Source organism: Qipengyuania sp. B-5, from assembly GCF_056857815.1.
This window is the reverse complement of record NZ_JBSXNU010000007.1, coordinates 1-5,979: the sequence shown is the minus strand read 5'-3', so window position 1 is coordinate 5,979 and position 5,979 is coordinate 1. Positions and strand designations below refer to the sequence as shown.

At 57.8% G+C, this 5,979-nt stretch carries 7 protein-coding genes and 1 pseudogene; 1 reads left to right on the top strand and 7 read right to left on the bottom strand.

The genetic code is table 11. The features are described from left to right. Positions 1 to 109, top strand: a pseudogene (locus tag AC13CE_RS00110) (IS200/IS605 family transposase); the annotation flags it as partial. 19 nt (positions 110 to 128) lie between these two features. Here AC13CE_RS00110 and AC13CE_RS00105 read toward each other — a convergent pair. From AC13CE_RS00105 to AC13CE_RS00075, 7 genes are all read right to left on the bottom strand, one after another. Further along, a complete protein-coding gene (locus AC13CE_RS00105; protein ID WP_482971059.1) occupies positions 129 to 710 on the bottom strand; it encodes a hypothetical protein in 582 nt (193 codons plus the stop codon). A 34-nt stretch (positions 711 to 744) separates the two neighbouring features. Next, a complete protein-coding gene (locus tag AC13CE_RS00100) occupies positions 745 to 1,944 on the bottom strand; it encodes a GIY-YIG nuclease family protein (protein WP_482971058.1) in 1,200 nt (399 codons plus the stop codon). Then, positions 1,937 to 4,000: a DEAD/DEAH box helicase gene (locus tag AC13CE_RS00095; protein ID WP_482971057.1), complete on the bottom strand. Its 2,064-nt coding sequence runs from the start codon at positions 3,998 to 4,000 to the stop codon at positions 1,937 to 1,939. Before AC13CE_RS00095 ends, AC13CE_RS00100 begins: the two co-directional genes overlap by 8 nt. Then, positions 3,997 to 4,323, bottom strand: a complete 327-nt coding sequence (locus AC13CE_RS00090) for a type II toxin-antitoxin system YafQ family toxin (protein WP_482971056.1) — start codon at positions 4,321 to 4,323, stop codon at positions 3,997 to 3,999. The genes AC13CE_RS00095 and AC13CE_RS00090 overlap by 4 nt, the downstream gene beginning before the upstream one ends. Further along, on the bottom strand, positions 4,320 to 4,613 hold the full coding sequence (locus AC13CE_RS00085; protein ID WP_482971055.1) for a type II toxin-antitoxin system RelB/DinJ family antitoxin: 294 nt from the start codon (positions 4,611 to 4,613) through the stop codon (positions 4,320 to 4,322). The genes AC13CE_RS00090 and AC13CE_RS00085 overlap by 4 nt, the downstream gene beginning before the upstream one ends. Positions 4,614 to 4,729: 116 nt before the next feature. Beyond that, the gene (locus tag AC13CE_RS00080; protein WP_482971054.1) at positions 4,730 to 5,131 is read right to left on the bottom strand and encodes a hypothetical protein; all 402 of its coding nucleotides are present in this window, start codon (positions 5,129 to 5,131) and stop codon (positions 4,730 to 4,732) included. Continuing rightward, a protein-coding gene (locus tag AC13CE_RS00075) for an IS5 family transposase (RefSeq protein WP_145923346.1) occupies positions 5,131 to 5,903 on the bottom strand; the annotation gives its coding sequence in 2 pieces (ribosomal slippage) (positions 5,131 to 5,585 and positions 5,585 to 5,903; 774 coding nt in all). Before AC13CE_RS00075 ends, AC13CE_RS00080 begins: the two co-directional genes overlap by 1 nt. Between the last annotated feature and the right edge of the window lie 76 nt (positions 5,904 to 5,979).

The following is a 5,979-nucleotide window of genomic DNA, read 5'->3' as shown; positions in this document are numbered from 1 at the left end:
CTGGCAGCGTGGCTACTTCTCAACCACGTCCGGAAACATCACCGACGATATCATCATGCGCTATCTCGACCGCCATACCCACAAGCAAGGCTTCAGCCCTTCGCCATGAACCTACCGGCGTCAGCCGGTCAGTCATTCAGATTGAAGGGGACAATCACGCTTCCGTCCGTGAATGCGGCGCGTTCAGCCTTGCCGCTGAGTTCAAAGCCTTGGACCTGTGCTGCCGTGACTATTCGGTTGAGCGATAGCTCGATCCGATCGATTGAATCCGGCGCGATCTCCACGTCGATCAAGCCGGACTGAGCGAGCCTCACCATTCCCTGTTCGTCGGGCTTTGCCTTGCGCAACTTGGCCATCGATCGCGTTACAATGGAATGTTCCTGATCGACCTTTTTGGGATCGAATGCCGAGGCCCGAACGCGGGCCTCTTCGCGCATTTGCGCGACGGAATCGGGCTCGTTGCGTAGCTCTCCGCCAGCGATGTTGATCGTATCGGAAATGCCCGACCTAAGCTTGGGTAGCGGTGTTCGTTTGACCCTTTGGCCCGCTGCATGTTTTGCCCACCATCCCAGCGGAGGGTTGGGCACATCGTGCTTGCGACAGATTTGGTGCAAGGCCACGTCAGAAAGACCAAATTCCTTGGCCAAGTGCGTCATCGGCTTGGACCAGACGAGCTCATAGAACTCGGAACGGGTGAACTGACGTGCCATGAGCTAACTTCGCCTGATTGCGTCCAACCGTTTGTTAGGCGTTATCTTGGGCAACGAACTCCGCCCGTGCGGGATCGTAAACGTGCTGCGTGACAGTACCGTCACTGATCCGCGACACCAATTCGTTGATGATCGAAAGCGGGACAAGGAACCACTCGCGCGGCTGGACAGTTTTGCCAAATCGATCGCCTGCAGAAAGATCAAGGCGGGCAGGCCCGAGCGCACGATGGATCAGCCGTTCGAGCTTGGTTCGATTGATGTTGAAGAGCTTGTACTCAGCAACGACTTCGACATCCGCGAGCAGGAAAGTCGGATCGTTACGCGCGTTGGCAATCCGGCTGAGGACCGGCTGCCCCGTAACGCCGATCTTATGGATCAACTCGCGATGCTCATCGACGTAGGGATGTGACGATTTGCTGCGGAGTACATAGATCGTGCCGCTCTCCAGATCGTCGGGCTCAGCGGTGTCTCCAAAAAGCGGTCCTGCGTTTTGCTCGCTCACGCGCCTAGAGGACTCGTCCCGATAGAGCGACTTCTGGAATGAGCGTGAAAGGACTGTCGCCTCGGTTGCGTTGTCATAGATGACCCGGACACGGCGATCGGCCCGCTCATACTGAGTCGTGAAGGCGTCGGTCGAAGCGGCGATGTATGCGAGTTGCCCGCCGACGATGAAGAAATTCCCCGGCTGGATTTCGGCCAGCGTGACCTCAGAATTGCCGAGCGCCTTGGCCTGTCTGCTACCGGCCTTCAGATCGACCTGCACCGCCTCGAACAGCGGCTTGAACTCTTCGAAATCCTCGCACCTCTCACGGTTGGCGATTTCTTCAGCCGCTCTCTTCTCGGCCCGAGAACTCACATGCCGCAGCTTTGTAATATCATCTTCCGACCCCGGTTGGATGCCAAGTTCTGCCAGAAGTGCAGTGTCGTCTAGTTCGTCTGATGGTTTCCCTAACGGCTCGGCTGCCTCCAGAATTCCGTCCGGGTCCATGCTCGCCAGGAGTTCTTGCGCTTCGGGAAGTGCGCGCAGCCTCTCAATGCGGACAGCATATAATCGCTCAAAAATGTCATGATCCTCCCCATGCTTGGGGAAGCGTCCATGTTCTTTGACGAAACGCTGTATGTCCTCGAATCCCGCTATGATGCGTTCCTGAAGCGGGGTCAGCTTTCGAACCGGCTCGGGTGCTGTTTCGACACCAAGCTCGGCCAGCAGTTCGAGGTCACTCAATTCAGCCATTGCTGGTCTCTTTGGCTGCGTGGCGTTGGAGGAAAGCGATGCCTTCGGCCATCTTGCGTTCCCACGCATCTTGAGAAGTCAGCGACGGCAGTCGTCCGCGCTCGCGCTTGAATTCCAGCGCGCGCTCAGCAAGTGCGCGCGCATCTTCGTAGGTCAGTTTGTCCTTCTTAGCGTTGATGACCGCCTGAACCTGCAACAAGGTCTTTGCATCCATAGATTTGGCCAAGACCGCAATCGTTGCCTCGAACGGATTGACCCGGTCGATGAGATCGATGTCGAGGTCTGTCACGCTGAGCGCGAACTTGCGTACACCTTCGATGAACGCGGTATTTGCTTTGATCTCGCCGTCACCATCGCTTGTCAGCACAGCCTTGGCTTGCTGGGCCAGAGTCATCGCAGCAACCGCCTGCTGACGGACCGCTTCCTGATCGTGTTCGCTCAATTCGGGGTACTTTTCCCGAATGATCTTGCCCATCTTGAGCTGGGTCAACTCTTCTGGAACCACGTCGGGATCGAATACGCCGCGTTCGACGACTGACTTGTCCTGCACAAAGGTCGCAATGACCTCGTTGAGATCCTCACGGCAGATACGCGTCGCCTCGACGCTCTTAGGCAGTTTGAGACCCTTGATCTCGAAATGCATCTGGCCGTGATCGTTCACGCCAAAATTGGTCTCACCTTCCTTGTAGCCGCCTGGCCCGTAGTCAAAGTCCGGTTTCGGCCCTGCGTCCTTTGGGGTGAAGTCGAAGCGGGGCGCGAGCACCTGCTCCATGAGCAAGCTCGCCGCAATTGCCTTGAGGTAATCGTTGATCGCGTCGACTACGAGCGGGCTGTCCGCAGCCGGTTCGGCGATCAGATTGGTAAAGCGAGCGCGGGTCTTGCCCGGCGCATCACGGGTTGCCCGGCCAATGATCTGGATGATTTCAGTCAGGCTGGAGCGATAGCCGACCGTCAGCGCGTGTTCGCACCAGATCCAGTCGAAGCCTTCCTTCGCCATACCCAGCGCAATGATGATATCGACAAAGTCACGATCTGACCGCGCATCGGGCGATTTCAGGGCTGCGGCCACGCGATCGCGTTTAGCGGGATCGTCGTCGACCAGATCGGCCACCTTGATCACGGTTCCTGCAGCCGTCTTGATCAGGTGGAACCCTGTTTCCGGATCGATGCCCTGCCAATCACCGAGGTGGTTCATGATGTCCTCGGCCTCGCGATGCTTGTCTTTCAGGCTCTCGCGCGAATTGACCGATGGGATGTGGACGATGGTCTTTACCGTCGGATCGAGCAGCGCCGAAATCTTCTCGGTGTAAGGCCCGGTGTAGAAGCTGTAGCCGATATCGAGCGTCTTGAGATACTCGTAGCCATTGAGCTGCTGATAGTAGGTGTAGGTGACGGTCTCGAACTTGGCTTCGTCTTCCGGCGCAAGCACCGGAATCGCATCACCCCGGAAATAGCTGCCCGTCATCGCCACGACATGCGCCTTGTCGCGTCCGATCAAATGCGCAAGCTGCGCGCCGAGACGGTTGCCGGCATCGGCGGAGACGTGGTGAAACTCGTCGATTGCGACCAGCCGGTTATCGAACGCTTCCGGCCCCAGCTCGTCGAATGCGAAGCGAAACGTTGCGTGGGTGCAGACGAGCACCTTTTCGTCGCTCGCAAGGAATTCACCGACGGCTTTCACCTTGGACTTCGCGACCTTGGGGTCATCGGCTCCGGGCGTGTTGCACAGATTCCATTGCGGGGCGACATTCCAGTCGGTGAAGAAACCATACTTGCTCAGTGGTTCGCTGCTGAAGCTCGCGCCGATCGAGCGTTCGGGCACGCAGATGATGGCCTGCCGGACATTCTGGTTCGCCAGCTTGTCGAGTGCGATGAACATGAGCGCACGCGACTTGCCCGAAGCAGGCGGGGACTTGATCAGCAGATATTGCTCGCCGCGCTTCTCATAAGCTTGCGCCTGCATCGGGCGCATGCCCAGCTCGTCCGACTTGGCCGACGCGCCGGTCTGGGCGGTCGTGAACGATACGGCGGGAATGATCTGATCCTTGGCGCTCATTTGAAAAGCTCACTGTGTGTTCCGGCGCGGGTGAAGAATATGCCGCCAGCGGGTGCCGGAATGTCTTCCACGCGGTAGATCAGCAGGAAATCGCCACCGACATGGCATTCGCGGTGACCCTGCCATTCACCCTTGAGCGCGTGGTCTTTCCATTCGGGGCCGAGCGGCGCGTCATTGGCGATGAGCAACAGCATGACCTGTTTGAGCTTTTTCATATCGTATCGGCCCGAGCGCGACAGCCGCTCGAAGTCCTTTAGGAAGGACTTCGCATAGCCAATCGTCCGGGGCAGCGCGGTGCGCTTGCTCGCAGCCGCTTTCTTCAAGACTTCGGTTTTCCGGCCTCGCGCAGGGCTTTGCTCTCTTCCTCGAGCTCCGCGAACATATCGTCAGCATTGTCGAAGCGGGGCGTGCCGCCATTCTTGAAGAACTCGTCCGCCTCTTCCATCGCTGCACGGGTTTCCGCATTGGGAACCTTGAGTTCCAACGGAAAGGCCTGATCGGTGGCGATGCGGTGGAACAGCAGGCGCACGGCATCGGCGGTCGACAGACCCATCGCCGCCAGCGCTTCGGTCGCGCGGTCCTTCAGATCATTGTCCATACGGACATGAATCATTGAGCTATGAGCGTTCATAACACCTTCTGTATCTCAAATGAGATATATGCTCTGTTTCGCTCCAAAGTCAATATTTTACTTTTGCTTACGCTCCGACTTAGCGGCTCGGATTCCGCTCAGCTCTTGCTCGGACTAGTCAGAGACCCGTTTGAAAGATCCTCGCGCATTTGCTTCCGAGCCTCCTCAATACGCTCCCAGAACTCATCGACAGCCTTTTGAACGATCTTGCTGGGGTATTGCCCCGGCTCATACTCACCCTCTGAAGTCTCTTGAGCCACGTCGAACGACCCTTGGTTGGCAATATGTCTCGCAGAGGTAAGTGACGTGGACGTACTCTCGCTGATCGCAACCCCATGCTTGTCGAGGAACGTCGTTATCTGATCCTCCAGAACTCCGAACTTGTCTGCAATAATGATTTGCGCATCCGACCAATCGGGATCGGGAAAGCGCGGAGTTCCCAGAATGCTATCGTGCAGGCGGAAAAACTCTTCAGCGGCCAATAGCTCGCGTTCAAACATTAGGGCGTAGACTCATTAGCGGCGATCCATAGGCGTGTGCAGAAGAGCTTGATGGCAGCGAGGAAGTTATCGCTTCGTTTGTCGTATCTGGTGGCCAAGCCTCTGGCGTTTTTGAGTTTCCCGAAGAAACGCTCGACCAGATTACGGTAGCGATACAGGAAGCTGCTGAACGCGAAGCCTTTGCGACGATTGCGCTTGGCTGGGATGTTGGCGAAGCCACCCTGCGCGGTGATCTGACTGCGAATGGCATCGCTGTCATAAGCCTTATCGGCGAGAAAGGTGGTGGCGTTCGGCACGGCGGCCAGCAGCCTCTCGGCCTCACGGCAATCGCTCGCCTGGCCTTCGGACAGATGCAGTTGGATCGGCAGGCCGCGACCATCAACCAGGGCATGGATCTTGGTTGTCAAACCGCCCCGGGAACGTCCCATGCAGCGATTTGGGTCCCCCTTTTTAGGGTCGCACCGTGCTGGTGGACCCGGATGGAAGAACTGTCGATCATGACCAACTCGCCGTCGAAGGCTTGGCTCACCGCTTCGAGAAGGCGGTCCCACACACCGGCTTTGCGCCAGCGCACGAAACGGTTGTAGCAGGTGGTATGTGGGCCATAGCGCTCGGGAATATCAGCCCAAGGACTGCCCGTGCGAAAGCGCCACAATATCCCGTCGATGACCCGCCGGTCATCCACACGCGGAACCCCGCGAGGCTTGTTCGGCAACAACGGCTCGATCACCAGCCACTCATCATCGGTCAGTTCAAATCTACGACGCGTCATCCAAAGCTCCTTCCCGAAGCCTTGAATCAACCGCGCCCGCGCCGCGCAAGTCAGTTTATGAGTTTACGGCCTAGCT